Genomic DNA, 12,950 nt, shown 5'->3' with positions numbered 1-12,950 from the left:
GTGTCGGAAATCGGAAAATCGGTCCGGAAACGCCCGGAAGTATAAAGATTTCCGGCTGGATTTCGTCAGATTGCGAACGATTTCCACTTCAACACAGGCCAAAAAACCTTTTTCAGCAGCCTGTTAGCGGGCCGCTGGAAAAAGTCGTGGGCCTCCCCGGCCATGCGCCGAAAACCAGAAAAGCGGTCCAGTCACGAGCCGAAACCTGCGGTTTCCGGGGAGATCTTCACCCATGTAGGGAAGCTCTCCATCCCGGAGCAACCTCGGAATACTGTTTCAGCACCCTGTTGAAAGGCTGCTGAAACAAGCCTTCAGATCTGTACCGGAGCGAAAACCGTTTCATGATCTGACACATTCCGGGTCATTCCCGGGCAGATTTCCTGATTTTCAGAGCAAGTATCAGACTTCAGAGTTCATTCAGCAGCCTGTCAGCTACTGGATATCGGCAAAGACGCGGCGGAGACGGTCCACAGCCTCCTCCACCCGGCTGCGCGGCGTGGCGAGGTTGAAGCGGAGGAAGCCGTCCCCGCCCCGCCCGAAGGTGGTGCCGTGGTTGGCCGCAATACCCGCCTCTCCCTCCACCCGCCGCAGCACTTCGGCCTCGCTCATGCCAAGACCGGTGAAATCCACCCAGGCAAGATAGGTCGCCTCCAGCGGCATGGAGAAAAGCCCCGGAATGGCCGAAAGGCCTTCATCGAAAAGCCGGCGGTTGCCGTCGAGATAGGTCATCAGATCATCCACCCAGGCCGCGCCCTCGGGTGAATAGGCGGCGGTGGCCATGTGCAGACCGAAGCTGTTGGGCGAGATCCCCATCGCGCCCAGCGTCGCCTGAAACTGCTTGCGCAGATGCGGGTCGGGGATGATCACATTGCCGGTATGGGCGCCGGCGATGTTGAAGGTCTTGGTCGTCGCGGTCATCATCACCAGACGGTCGAGGATGTCCGGCGCGGCCAGCGGCATGGCCGTGTGCTTCTGCCCCGGATAGACCAGATCGTGGTGGATTTCGTCCGAGACGAGGATCAGGCCGTGCCGCTTGGCGAAATCGGCAAAGCCGCGCAACTCCTCCACCGTCCAGACACGACCGCCCGGATTGTGCGGCGAACACAGGATCATCATCTTTTCCCGCCCGGTCATCCTGGCATCCGCAGCGGCGAAATCGGGCATGTAACGGCCGTCGTCCAGCGCCAGGGGGCATTCCACCACCTCTCTCCTGGCGGCGCGGATGACGCGGGCAAAGGCGTGGTACACCGGCGTGAACAGCACGACACCATCTCCCGGTTCCGTCCATGTCTGCACGCAGAGACCCGTGGCGTTCACCAACCCGTGCGTGGTCATGATCGCCTCGGGCGCGACATCCCAGTGGTGCCGTTCGGCCATCCACCAGCGGATCGCCTCAAGATAAGCCCCGTCATCGCCGAAATAGCCATAGACACCGTGCCGCGCCATGCTTTCGATCGCACGCTGCACCGCTTCGGGAGGACGGAAATCCATGTCCGCCACCCACATCGCGATGCCGCTGTCGGCAGGCACCCCGTAGTTCCGGCTCATCATGTCCCACTTTGAGGAATGCGTGCCGCGGCGGTCGATTACCTCATCGAAATCGGGGGCAGAGGTCATGGGTATCTCCTTTTCTGGGCTGAAGCCTTATCTCCGGGGTTTCGGGGTGCAACCCCCTATCCTTGGCGGTGAAAGAGAAAGTGGTGGCGAATTTCTGCGGCATCCCCATATTTGCCGATACATGCGCCACCGAGCCGCCCGCTGATCAAGGAGCAAGCCATGGCCGATACGATCTTTGCCAGCGCCCGCGCCGAAGACCCGCTGGCCTCGCTTTCCGCCGCACCGGAGGGCGCGCTTGCGATCATCACCCATGTGGAGGGGCCGTCCTATCGGCCCGTCGGCGCGATGATGGCCGTGTTGCCTGGGGGCGGGCGCATAGGGATGCTGTCCTCGGGCTGCATCGACGGTGATGTGGCACTTCACGCTGCCGAAGCCCTGACGGATGGCGCTCCGCGCAGGTTGCGTTATGGCGCAGGCTCGCCCTTCATGGACATAGAGCTGCCTTGCGGAGGCGGGCTGGACATCCTGATCCTGCCCCGCCCCGACCGGGCGGTTCTTGCCAGAGCGGTGGCGGCGCGGGAGGCGCGCAAAACGATCTCTCTCGTGGTCGAGCCCGACGGACGCCTTTTGGAAGAGCCCGCGGGCAGGGCGGCGACCGGGCTTGAGGGCGACCGATTCCACCTGTCCCTTACGCCTGATCTACGGTTTCTCGTATTCGGCCGGGGGCCGGAGGCCGCCACCTTCGCGGCCTTCGTGCGAAGTGCAGGCTGGCCCATCGAGGCGTTTTCTCCGGACCCCGAGAGCCTCCTCGGCTCCGGCGCCGTCGTGACCGCCCTTCCGCGCCCGATCATGCCCGATGTCGCGGTCGATCCGTGGACGGCAATCGTCCTGTTCTTCCACGATCACGATTGGGAGCCGGAGATCCTGAAGGGTGCGCTGACGACGACCGCCTTCTATATCGGCGCCCTCGGCAGCCAGCGGGCACGCCGCGTGCGATCGGCACGGATGCGCGAACTGGGGGTGAGCGAGGCGGATATTGCCCGGGCACGCGGCCCGGTCGGTCTCATCCCTTCCGCGCGCGATCCCCGGACGCTGGCTGCGTCCGTTCTGGCGGAGGTGCTGGGAGAGGCGCAACGCATCCCTCTCTGAACCCGTCTTTCGACGGGCACCGTCCATGCCACGCGGCAGGAGCCCGACCCCGCTACTCCGCAAGGCGGCCGTAGAAATCCGACGCCGGATCCGTCAGCACCATGCTGCGCAGCCGTTCCCATAGATAGCGGCGAAGTGTGCCGAATTCCGGCTCTCCCCGTGGATCGCGCCGCCAGCGCGGGCGGGGGAACGGAACATCGATGACCTCTGCCACCCGCCCCGGTCGCGGCGACAGCAGCACCACCCTGTCGCCCACCAACAGCGCCTCATCCACGCTATGTGTGACAAAGAGGATCGCAGGGCCATGCGCCGCGCTTTCCGTCAGGCGCATCGTCTCCGCCTGCATGAGCTCACGTGACTGGGCATCGAGGCTGGCGAAAGGCTCATCCATCAGCAAAAGCCCCGGCTCGCGCGCCAAAGCCCGCGCCAGCGCGGTGCGTTGGCGCATGCCGCCGGAAAGCTGTGCCGGATAGGCGTCGGCGAACCGGGTCAGTCCGACGAGATCAACATAACGCCGAACGCGCTCTGCACGCAGCACCTCGGGCAGGTCGGGAAGCGCGAAGGCCACGTTTCCCGCAACGGTCTTCCACGGCAGAAGCCGGAAGGACTGAAAGACGATCGCGCTTTCAACGCCCGGCACCGGACGCTTCCCCCGGACTAGCACCCTCCCGCCCGTGGGCCGCACCAGTCCGGCGGCGATGCGCAGCAGCGTGGTCTTGCCGCAGCCCGAGGGGCCAAGCAGGACGACCGTTTCTCCCTGCCGGGCCGTGAGGTTGATGTCAGACAAGGCCGCCGCGGGCGAGCCCGCGAAACTGTGCGACACATGCTCAAAGGCAAGGTAGGAATCGGCACTCGTCATCGGCAGGCGATCATCTGCGGGAGCCATCATCTGCTGGGGCTGTCCCGACCCTCTGCCACTCCGATCCTGCCCAGCACGGCGTCCTCAGGTCCGAAATCCACCCAGCTTTCCATTGCCGGCCGGGGTTTGCCGGCGAAATCTTCGGTCTCCCAAAGCCAGTCCACCGTGGTGTCCAGCTCCGCCTTCTCCAGACCGCCGTTCACGCTCCAGCTCTGCGCGAAGGCCTGACCGAGCTTGACGAGCGTTTCGTGGGACACGTCGGGGCGGGCCTTCTCCATCGCTGCAACCCATGTCGCGGGGTCGGCGGCGAAATCCCGCGCGGCGAGGGTCATCGCCTCAATGACCGCGCGGACTTCCTCTCCACGCCGCTCCAGCACGGCCGTCGTGACGGCATTGACCTTGGAGACGACGGGCGCGGCGGCGTAGAAATCCTCAACCCCGACCAGCACGGACAGGCGATCCGCCTCCGGTATGGACAGGAAGGTGCCGATCGACATGGTTGTCGCCGCGATCCGCCCCGCCACAAGCGCCTGCGCCCGCACGTTCGGCTGGCCGAGCGGCACGAGATCCACCGTGGTCGGGTCTACCCCCTTTGCCGCCAGCACCCGGAGTGAGAGCAGGTGATCCACGCTGCCGATGCGCCCGATCCCGAAAGCCTTGCCCGGAAGCTCTGACGTGGAGGTCAGACCGGAGGCGACGATCATGTAGGGAAGCGCCTTGTTGGGCGAGGTCACGGCGCGCAGGTCGTCCACTCCCTGCAGGCGGAGCTGAAGGAGGGCCTCCACCCCGACATTGGCCATCTCCCCCTCACCCGAGCGCAGCGCGGCAATGGCAAGCGGGGTCTGCTGCACGCGCACGAATTCCACATCCACCCCGGCGCGGTCGAAATACCCCTCGCTCTTCGCCAGCTCCATGACCGAATTGGGAACCAGCGGTGTTTCCATATCGGTCACGATCACCCGAAAGGGTGCTGCGATCGCGGGTACTGCTAGCAGGATAGCGACGGCGCCCGCCGCGCACAAAGCTCTGACAGTCATCTGTTTTCCTCTCCCCATCTTTCCCTCGCCTTAACGGGCCGATGCGGTTCTCCACCGCGTCAGCCGGTTCTCCAGATGACGGAGCGTCTCCGTGACCGCAACGCCCACCAGAGACAGAGTGAGCACGACGACGAAATACTCGGCCATCCGAAAGGAGTTGCCATAGATCGCCAGCAGGCCGCCAAGCCCTGTCACCGCGGTGTAAAGCTCCGCCACGACCGTGTTTATCAACCCGATCGTCGCACCGAGCCTGAGCCCTACCATCAGGATCGGCAAGGATCCCGGAAGGATGACATGCAAAAAGATCCGTCCCGGCGACGCCCCAGTCGCGCGGGCCATTTCCATCAGATCGGGATCGGCCTCGGAGACGCCGGTGTAGGCGTTGAGGATCACGGGCATCACCGCCCCCATGAAGACGATGAAGGCCTTCGCCTCCACCCCCAGCCCAAGGAGCACGATGATGAGGGGCACGAATGCCACGCGGGGGGTCGCGGCCAAGGCATAGACAAAGATGTCCAGCATGCGCCCGAGCGGTCGCACCACGCCCATGAGCACGCCCACGACGATACCCACGACACCCGCGCTGATCGTACCGAGCAGGTAAACCCGCAGGCTCGCCAGAAGCGCGGTCGTGAGTTCGCCATCGGCAAACAGCCGGCGCGCAGCAGATAGCGTGGCAAGCGGCGTCGCGAACAGACCCGGTGGAAGCCTCTCGGCCGTGATCTGCCATGCGAGAAGGATCAGCGCGAGAAACAGCAGCCTGAGGCCGATAACCTTCACGTCGTCAATCCTTGCTCCCCGCCGCGGTGGACAAGAGAGCAGAGGGGCGGGAGGATTTCCAGCCCCCATGCGCAATCCTTCAGGGAAGCGTGCGCAGCCCGCCCCCTTCCGTCACCAGCTGCTGCGCTAGATGGCGGGCGAGCGGCCACGGGCCGTAGCCGCTGTCGCTGTCGATCCCGCCCGCATGGCCGAGATCGAGCATATCGGCCTGCCATATCTCGGCAAGCCGCCGGGCGTTCAGCCATGGCAGCGCGGGGTCATTGCGGCTGGCGACCAGCACGGCGGGAACGTTCAGCGGCAATTTTGGCGGCGCGAAAATCTCCAGCCCCCGCGGAGCGACCAGCAATGCGCCCCCGGCCCTGATCTGCGGCCAGGAGGCGATCACGCGCGCGATCAGCGAGGCGCCCAGACCATGGCCGACCAGAACCGCCCCCGGGTGCTGAAGCAGAATACCGGCAAGTTCCACCTCCCATTGCCGGGGACAGGGTCGATGCCACTCCAACTGTTCCACCAGAAGCGCGCCGGGAACGGTGCTTGCCAACCAGTGTTGCCAGTGCGGCGCAGGCGCGCCTCCCAGACCGGGAACGATAAGCATCTTGACCATGAAACCTCCGGACAAAAGCAGGCTCTCTACGTCTTGCGGGGAGAGCACTGCCGGGTCATGAACGGGCGAGAGCCGGGATGGTTCCCAAAAACATCGCCCGATCCGGGGTTTGGCGGCTGAAGGTCAGGCCAGCTTGGGGTCAGGCCAGCATGTCCCGCACCATCGGTGCGACACGGGTTCCGTAAAGTTCGATACAGCGCATCAGATTGTCATGCGGCAGCGGTCCGGCGGAATATTTCAGGTCGAACCGCACAAGGCCCAGAGCCTTCACCGAGCGGGCGATCTTGCGGGCCACCGTCTCCGGCCCGCCGACGCAGAGCGCGCCCTGCTCCACCTCCCGCTCGAAATCCTCGCGCCGGAGCGGCGGCCAGCCCCGGCCCGCGCCGATCCGGTCGTGCATCTCCGCATAGGGGCCGAAGAACTCCGCCTTGGCGGTTTCGTCATTCACCCCGACATAGCCGGGCGAATGCATTCCCACCGGCTGCACCGGCGCGCCCGTCTGGGCAAAAACCTTGTGATAGAGGTCCACGTAGGGGCGGAAGCGTTTCGGATCGCCGCCGATGACCGCCAGCATCATCGGCAGATCATAGCTCGCCGCGCGCACGACCGATTCCGGGCTGCCGCCGACCCCGACCCAGGTGCGCAGCGGTCCCTGCTCCAGCGGCGGAAACACCTCGGTGTTCTTCAGCGGCGCACGCACGCTTCCCTGCCAGGTGACCGGCCCGCCCTTCGCCAGCTCGGCAAAGAGCGCGAGCTTCTCCTCGAAAAGCCGCTCGTACTGGTCCATCGGATAGCCGAAGAGCGGAAAGCTCTCAGTGAAGGAGCCGCGCCCCACGATCACCTCCGCCCGCCCGCCGGAGATGGCGTCGAGCGTGGAGAACCGCTGAAACACCCGCACCGGCTCGTCCGAGGACAGCACCGTGACGGCGGAGCCAAGGCGGATCCGTTCGGTTCGCGCGGCGATGGCGGCCAGAACCACCTCCGGAGCGGAGACGGCGAAATCGGCGCGGTGATGTTCCCCGACCCCAAAGAAGTCGAGGCCGAGGCTATCGGCCAGAACCCCTTCCTCCACCACGTTACGGATGGTCTGCGCGTGGGTTTCCGGCCCGCCGGCGGCAGTATTCATGACGTCCCCGAACGTGTCGAGACCGAGTTCCAGAGCCTGTGCCATGTGAATTCCTCAATGGTTTTCTGGCAGATAGGCACTCTGGCCGAAATGTTCCAGATCGGGCGGCCTGCCTGCGGAACCCGCCCCGCGTTCCGGCGTTGGGGGCGTGGGTCTGCCTTCGAGCGGCAGCCCTCCCCGCATATCGCCAGAGGCCTCTTGCCCAGCCAAAAAGGACACCCCATGCCCCCACGCTCGACGCGCGACCTCTCCGCCACACGACGCGGCTTTCTTCAGGGCGGGGCGGTCGGCGTCACGGTTGCGGCTTTTGCCCGGCCCGCGCTGACCCGGGCAGAGTTCGGGCGGACGGAGGATGTCCCCCCGCTCGACCGCTATCAGCGCGTCTTTCTCAGCGACGCGGAATGGGTCTTCATCCTGGCGGCGGTGGCACGGCTCATCCCTTCGGAAGGCGAGGGGCCGGGGGCGATAGAGGCGCGGGTGCCGGTATTCATCGACCGCCAGCTCTCGGGCGACTTCGGCGGGGCTGCGACCCTCTACATGCAGGGGCCCCATGTGCCCGATGCCGATCCGCATCTCGGCTATCAGAGCCCGCTGTCGCCCGCGCAGATTTACCGGGGCGCAATCCCGATCTTCAACGACTGGTGCATCCGCCAGAAGGGCGCGGCCTTTGCCGACCTCGCCGCCGCAGAGCAGGATGAGGCGATCACGGCGCTGATGGCGGGAAAGGTTCCGCTGCCGCCGGAGATGCGGGATTTCGGCGACCTTCTTCTCCAGAATACGAAGGAGGGGTATTTCGCGGACCCGATGTATGGCGGCAACCATGGAATGCAGGCCTGGGTGCATATCGGCTTTCCCGGCGCGCGCGGCAGCTTTCTGGAATCGATTGATCAACGGGATGTGCCCTATCCGCTCGGCCCCGTGTCGATCTCCGGCGACAGGGCCTGAGCGATGGCACGCACCGAGAAGAAGAAGGACGCGGTCATCGTGGGGCTCGGATGGACAGGTGCCATCCTTGGCATGGAGCTCGCAACCGAGGGGTTGGAGGTCGTCGCGCTCGAGCGCGGCAAGGACCGGGCAACCGTGCCGGATTTCCAGTATCCCAACATCGTCGACGAATTGCGCTATGGCGTGCGGCTCGAACTCATGCAGAAGCCCTCTCGCTCCACCCTGACGATCCGGCGCACGCTGACGGAGCAGGCGCTGCCCTACCGGCAGCTCGGCTCCTTCCTGCCCGGCGACGGGGTGGGAGGCGCCGGGGTTCACTGGAACGGCCAGAACTGGCGGCCGATGGAGAACGAGTTCCGCCTGCGCTCCTATGTGCGCGAGAACTGGGGCGAGGGGATCATTCCCGCGGGCATGGATCTTTACGACTATCCTCTCACCTATGCGGAGCTGGAGCCGTTCTTCGACCGCTTCGAATACATGGCGGGCATTTCCGGCAAGGCGGGGAACATACGCGGGCAGATCATTCCGGGCGGTAATCCGTTCGAGTCTCCCCGCTCCCGCGATTATCCCATGCCTGCACTCCCGCAGACGCTGGATGCCACGATGTTCGCAGAGGCGGCGCGCGCCATGGGCTATCATCCCTTTCCGCGCCCTGCGGCCAACGCCTCCCGCTCCTATGTGAACGAATACGGAATGCAGCTTGGCCCCTGCAACTTCTGCGGGTTCTGCGAACGCTATGGCTGCCTGAACTACTCCAAGTCTTCGCCGCAGACCTGTATTCTGGACGCACTGCGGCGAAAGCCAAACTTCTCCTATCGCACGGAGGCGGAAGTGATGCGCGTGGAGCTTGCCCCCGACGGCAAGACCGCGACCGGCGTCACCTATTTCGACGAAGCGACGCAGGAGGAGGTGTTTCAGCCCGCCGACCTGGTCATTCTCTGCGCCTATCAGTTTCACAACGTGCATCTCATGCTGCTGTCCGGCATCGGCAGGCCGTATGACCCGGCCAGCGGGGAGGGCGTAACCGGGCGCAACTATGCCTATCAGGTCTTGGGGGGTACCTCGCTCTTTTTTCGGGAACGCAATTTCAACCCGTTCGTCGGAGCAGGATCGAACGGCATGTGTATCGACGATTTCGCCATCAGCCAGATCGATTTCGGGCGCGAGGGGTTCATCGGCGGCAGCTACATCTCCGCAGGGATCACCAACGGCCAGCCGATACGCTCCATGAGCCTGCCGCCCGAGACGCCGAAATGGGGCAGCAGCTGGAAGAGCGGTGTGAAGGACTGGTACGGACGGTCCATGTCCATCGGATCCCACGGGTCCAACATGTCCTATCGGGATACCTATCTCGACCTCGATCCGACCTACAAGGACCGGTTCGGGCGCCCGCTCCTCAGGATGACCTTCGACTGGAAGCCGAATGATATCCGCATGACGCAGTTCATGAAATCAAAGATCGAGCCCATCGCCGAGTCGATGGCTCCCGACTTCCAGACCTCCTCCTACATGACCCATGCGAGCCGTTACGACGTGCGGCCCTACCAGACCACGCATAACGTCGGCGGGGCGATCATGGGGGCGGATCCGTCGCTTTCGGCGGTGAACCGCTATCTCCAGACATGGGACAAGCACAACGTCTTCGTGATGGGGGCATCGGCCTTTCCGCAGAACATCCAGTACAACCCCACCGGTCTTGTGGGCGCGCTGGCCTATTGGGCGGCGCACGCGATCCGCACCGAATATCTTTCCAACCCCCGCCCGCTGGTCTGAGGAGGTCGCGCCATGCTGACGTTTCTGCGCCTGCTCCTCGGCCTCGCGCTCATCGGGGTCGTGGTCGCGCTGGCGATGATCTTCGTGCCGCACCGCCCGACGCCGCCGCTCACCACTCTGCCCGCCGATTACGAGATTCCCTCAGGGGCGGGGGAATATGCGATGTATCTGGGGGATTGCGCCGCATGTCATACTGCCGAAGGCGGTGAGCGCTTCGCGGGAGGGCGACCGATAGACAGCCCGCTCGGCACGATCTACTCCACGAACATCACGCCCGACCCCGAAACCGGTATCGGGCGCTATACGCTCGATCAGTTCCGCGCGGCGCTCTACGACGGCATCCGCGCGGATGGCGCGCATCTGTACCCCGCGATGCCCTATGAGAACTACCGCAAGCTGACGGAGGAGGATGTCCGCGCGCTCTACCACTACTTCACCGAGGAAGTGGCCCCCGTGCACCATCAGGGGCCGGAGACGAGCCTGCCCTTCCCCTTCAACCAGCGTTGGGGCATCCGGGCCTGGAACTGGGTGGCGCTGGAGCAGCCCGGCTTCCGTCCCCATACGGAGGATCCGCAAGTTGCCCGCGGCGCCTATCTCGTGGAGGGGCCAGGCCATTGTGGGGCCTGTCACACCCCCCGGAACCTCGTCATGGCGCAGGACGGCACGGATGCCTCGAGCAAGAGCTTCCTGCGCGGCGGAGAGATCGACGGTTGGACAGCGCCCGACCTGCGCGGAGCCAAAAGCCCCGTGGCTCTCTGGAGCGCGGAGCAGCTCAAGATGCTCTTTGCCAGCGGCCGGAGCGCCCATGCGGCGGTGACGGGAGAGATGTCGCTTGTGGTGGAAGAGTCGACCCAGCACTGGACGGAAAGCGATCTGGACGCGATGGTCGCCTATCTGAAGTCCATTGCAGATCCGGCCGATCCCCGGCCCGTACGGGATCCCGCACCGACGGTCGCTCTGCTGACCCATCCGACGCGGGACATGCCCCTTGGCGCGCGGCTCTACCTGGACAATTGCGGGGCCTGCCATTTCGTCAGCGGCAAGGGCGCGGATGAGGTCTTCCCGGAGCTTGATGGCAATTTCCTGGTCAATGCGCCCTCTCCCACCGGGCTCATCGAGGTCATCCTGCACGGCTCCACCGCGCCCTCCACCGAGATCAGGCCCTATCGTCTGCGGATGCCCGACTTCGGCCATCGCCTGTCGGATGCGGAGGTGGCGGAACTCGCGACTTTCCTGCGCCAGGCCTGGACGAACGACGCCGCTCCGGTGACCGCCGCCACGGTGGCGCCGTTGCGGGAAAGCCGAACGGGAGAGGCTTCGGCCTCCAACTGAACGAAAAAGCCTTGAGGACATGAAAAAGCCCCCATCTGGGGGCTTTGATCTTATTGAATCTTGCTGGCGGGAGTGGAGGAGACACCTACCTGAGCCGGTCGCAGCAGACGATCATGGATCATGAAGCCTTCGCCCATGACCTGAATGATGCCGCCGGCGGCGACATTCGGGACCGGCGCCTCGAACATCGCCTGATGGATTTGCGGATCGAAGGTGTCGCCCACAGCGGGGGAAATCACGGTGATGCCGTGTTTGGAGAAAATGTTGCGCAGCTCTCGCAGCGTCAACTCCACCCCTTCAATGAAGGCGGCCGACGTTGCGCGCTGTTCATCCGTCACATGGTCGAGCGCCCGCTTCAGGCTGTCATAGACCGGCAGCATGTCACGGGCGAGCTTGGTGCCGCCGTAATGCTCCGCCTCCCGGCGATCCCTTTCGGAGCGCTTGCGGGAATTCTCCGCATCCGCCAAAGTTCGCATGAAGCGGTCGCGGAATTCGTCACGCTCGGCTTTCACCTGCTCAAGCTCTGCCTCGAAGCTGGCTTCCAGCGCCTCATCCGCGCCGTCCGTCACACCATCGATCTTTTCTTCTGCCATTCCCTATCCTTTCGCCCGGTCGGACATGAGCTTGCCGACGAGCTGCGCCGTGTAGTCCACAATCGGGACGATCCGGCCATAATTCAACCGCGTCGGGCCGATCACACCCACGGCGCCGATGATCTTACGGTCAGCGTTCATATAGGGAGACACCACGAGAGAGGAACCCGAAAGTGAGAAAAGCTTGTTCTCCGATCCGATAAAGATGCGCACGCCCTCCCCCTCCTCGGCAAGCTCCAGAAACTCGGCCAGATCGCGTTTCCGCTCCAGATCGTCGAACAGGCTGCGAATCCGTTCCAGGTCGTCTGAGTTCGACAGGAGGTTGGACTGGCCCCGCACGATCAGCCGCTCATAGCTCTCGCCATGATCGTCCCAGAGCGCGACGCCGCTTTCCACCAGCTCACGCGACAGCGTGTCGAGTTCCTGCCGCCGCGTCTCCATCTGCTGACAAATGCTGACCCGCAATTCCGACAGCGTCCGGCCCTCCAGCAGCGCGTTCAGGAAATTGGCCGCCTCCCGCATGGAGGACGGGGTCTGACCCGCCGGTGGGGTGAAAATGCGATTCTCCACCTGCCCGTCGGAGAACACCAGAACCACCAGCGCCCTGTCCGGTGCCAGGCTGACGAAATCGATGTGACGCACCGGCGCTTCATGCTTCGGCATCAGCACGAGGCTCGCCCCCTGCGTGATCCCCGAGAGCGCGAAACCCACCCGGTCCAGCACACTGCTGACCTCACCGGAGCCGGAGGCGAAATTCGCTTCGATCCGCTGGCGGTCCGCCGTCTCCACCGTGCCGATTTCCATGAAACCGTCCACGAACATCCGAAGGCCAAGCTGCGTCGGAATGCGCCCCGCGGAGACATGCGGACTGTCCAGAAGTCCGAGCAGCTCCAGGTCCTGCATCACGTTGCGAATGGTCGCGGCAGAGATCGGCTGACTCATGGCGCGGGTCAGCGTGCGCGACCCGATGGGCTCGCCGTTCTGCAGATACGACTCCACAACCCGCCGGAACACCTCCCGCGAGCGATCATTGAGTTGAGAGAGAATTTTCGATCCGTCCTGCATGGCACTTCCGCAGACGATTTAAGAATCGACGCGGCCGATCGTCAATCGGCGATACGTCGATCGGGGTTGCATAGTGAGGGGGGCGCCCTGTAACTGGCGCGGAAACCAGCCCGACATGAGATGACGAGAG

12 protein-coding genes are annotated in these 12,950 nt (G+C 64.6%); 4 read left to right on the top strand and 8 right to left on the bottom strand.

Going from position 1 to position 12,950, the window contains the following annotated elements; translation table 11 throughout:
- Positions 1–432 precede the first annotated feature (432 nt).
- A complete protein-coding gene (locus RT513_RS07045; protein WP_290684364.1) occupies positions 433–1,617 on the bottom strand; it encodes a MalY/PatB family protein in 1,185 nt (394 codons plus the stop codon).
- Between the two features lie 159 nt (positions 1,618–1,776).
- Here RT513_RS07045 and RT513_RS07040 point away from each other — a divergent pair, with 159 nt between their 5' ends.
- Positions 1,777–2,706, top strand: a complete 930-nt coding sequence (locus tag RT513_RS07040) for an XdhC family protein (protein ID WP_290684366.1) — start codon at positions 1,777–1,779, stop codon at positions 2,704–2,706.
- A gap of 52 nt (positions 2,707–2,758) precedes the next feature.
- Here the strand turns inward: RT513_RS07040 and RT513_RS07035 are convergent, their stop codons facing one another.
- The 5 genes from RT513_RS07035 to RT513_RS07015 all read right to left on the bottom strand — a co-directional run bounded on the left by RT513_RS07035 (position 2,759) and on the right by RT513_RS07015 (position 7,157).
- The gene (locus tag RT513_RS07035; RefSeq protein WP_313533808.1) at positions 2,759–3,565 is read right to left on the bottom strand and encodes an ABC transporter ATP-binding protein; all 807 of its coding nucleotides are present in this window, start codon (positions 3,563–3,565) and stop codon (positions 2,759–2,761) included.
- A 26-nt stretch (positions 3,566–3,591) separates the two neighbouring features.
- On the bottom strand, positions 3,592–4,602 hold the full coding sequence (locus RT513_RS07030) for an ABC transporter substrate-binding protein (protein WP_088215906.1): 1,011 nt from the start codon (positions 4,600–4,602) through the stop codon (positions 3,592–3,594).
- Positions 4,603–4,632: 30 nt separating this feature from the next.
- Positions 4,633–5,382, bottom strand: a complete 750-nt coding sequence (locus RT513_RS07025) for an ABC transporter permease (RefSeq protein WP_290684371.1) — start codon at positions 5,380–5,382, stop codon at positions 4,633–4,635.
- Positions 5,383–5,461: 79 nt separating this feature from the next.
- A complete protein-coding gene (locus RT513_RS07020) occupies positions 5,462–5,986 on the bottom strand; it encodes an RBBP9/YdeN family alpha/beta hydrolase (RefSeq protein WP_088215908.1) in 525 nt (174 codons plus the stop codon).
- Between the two features lie 139 nt (positions 5,987–6,125).
- Positions 6,126–7,157: an LLM class flavin-dependent oxidoreductase gene (locus tag RT513_RS07015; protein ID WP_290684374.1), complete on the bottom strand. Its 1,032-nt coding sequence runs from the start codon at positions 7,155–7,157 to the stop codon at positions 6,126–6,128.
- Positions 7,158–7,334: 177 nt separating this feature from the next.
- On the opposite strand from RT513_RS07015, the gene RT513_RS07010 reads away from it, so the two are divergent.
- From RT513_RS07010 to RT513_RS07000, 3 genes are read left to right on the top strand one after another with little or no spacing between them, the layout of a single operon-like run.
- Entirely contained in the window at positions 7,335–8,057 is a 723-nt protein-coding gene (locus RT513_RS07010; protein WP_290684376.1) for a gluconate 2-dehydrogenase subunit 3 family protein, read from the top strand.
- A 3-nt stretch (positions 8,058–8,060) separates the two neighbouring features.
- A complete protein-coding gene (locus tag RT513_RS07005) occupies positions 8,061–9,830 on the top strand; it encodes a GMC family oxidoreductase (protein WP_290684378.1) in 1,770 nt (589 codons plus the stop codon).
- A gap of 12 nt (positions 9,831–9,842) precedes the next feature.
- A complete protein-coding gene (locus RT513_RS07000; protein WP_290684380.1) occupies positions 9,843–11,162 on the top strand; it encodes a cytochrome c in 1,320 nt (439 codons plus the stop codon).
- A gap of 50 nt (positions 11,163–11,212) precedes the next feature.
- On the opposite strand, the gene RT513_RS06995 is transcribed toward RT513_RS07000, so the two are convergent.
- Both RT513_RS06995 and hrcA read right to left on the bottom strand, forming a co-directional pair.
- Positions 11,213–11,755 (bottom strand): nucleotide exchange factor GrpE, encoded by a 543-nt coding sequence (locus RT513_RS06995; protein ID WP_290684382.1) that lies wholly within the window; start codon positions 11,753–11,755, stop codon positions 11,213–11,215.
- A 3-nt stretch (positions 11,756–11,758) separates the two neighbouring features.
- Positions 11,759–12,820: a heat-inducible transcriptional repressor HrcA gene (gene hrcA / locus RT513_RS06990; protein ID WP_290684384.1), complete on the bottom strand. Its 1,062-nt coding sequence runs from the start codon at positions 12,818–12,820 to the stop codon at positions 11,759–11,761.
- Positions 12,821–12,950: the final 130 nt, after the last annotated feature.

This window comes from Haematobacter sp., from assembly GCF_032102465.1.
Taxonomy (GTDB): Bacteria; Pseudomonadota; Alphaproteobacteria; order Rhodobacterales; family Rhodobacteraceae; genus Haematobacter.
The sequence above is the reverse complement of the archived record's forward strand: the minus strand, read 5'-3'. Positions and strand labels throughout refer to the sequence as shown.